Here is a 792-nt window from a genome sequence, read left to right on the forward strand (position 1 = left end):
TTACTTATCAGCCCTAGTAGCAAAGTTAATGCGACGAAAAACACAACGATCGCCATCGACATTCCAAAAGAAGCAACTATCAACAGCGCTGAACTTGCCACTCCTCAAGATCACGAACTACAAATTGAACCCTTAGAAAACTGGCAAACCTTCTCAGTGAATGAAGGCGATACTCTATCAAAGCTATTTGCTTTAGGCGGGTATAATGACGCAACCATGTACAAAGTACTTGGCGCAGGAAAACAAAACAAAGAGCTCACACGAATCTTCCCCGGCGAAAAAATAGCGTTTCTGAATGACGATGCAAATCAATTAAGTCGAATCAAGCTATCTCGGTCTCTCACTGAAACTGTATTTTTAGATCGTCAACAAGACGGCTCGTTCGTAACGGAAGTTGTTACCAGAGAACCAGAAGTTGAGCTAGCATATGCCGAGGGCACAATCGACTCATCCTTATTTCTTGCTGGTCAAAACGCAGGTTTGGGGCAATCTCAATCATGGGTCTCGCCAATATCTTTGGCTGGGACGTGGATTTCGCCCTAGATATCCGCAAAGGCGACAAGTTCAGTCTGGTATATGAAAAGCTATTTGTAGATGGCCAACCTTATAAGGATGGTCGAATACTTGCGGCCAACTTCAGCAATCAAGGACGTCACCTAGAAGCCGTCATTTATACTGACGCGAATGGCGTTTCAAATTACTTTACACCCTCAGGTGAGAGTATGCGCAAAGCGTTTATCCGAACGCCTGTAGATTTTGCTCGCATCTCTTCTCACTTCAACCTGAAGCGCA

General features: G+C 44.6%; 1 protein-coding gene and 1 pseudogene. Both read left to right on the forward strand.

Annotated features, from left to right (window positions below; genetic code table 11):
* The coding region (locus A3739_RS01100) for a LysM-like peptidoglycan-binding domain-containing protein (protein ID WP_304440235.1) at positions 1–543 on the forward strand (543 nt) is incomplete at its 5' end.
* A pseudogene (locus A3739_RS01105) lies at positions 528–792 on the forward strand (peptidase M23); the annotation flags it as partial. The gene A3739_RS01100 and the pseudogene A3739_RS01105, both read left to right, overlap by 16 nt.

The sequence above is a fragment of the Oleiphilus sp. HI0067 genome (genome assembly GCF_001635735.1).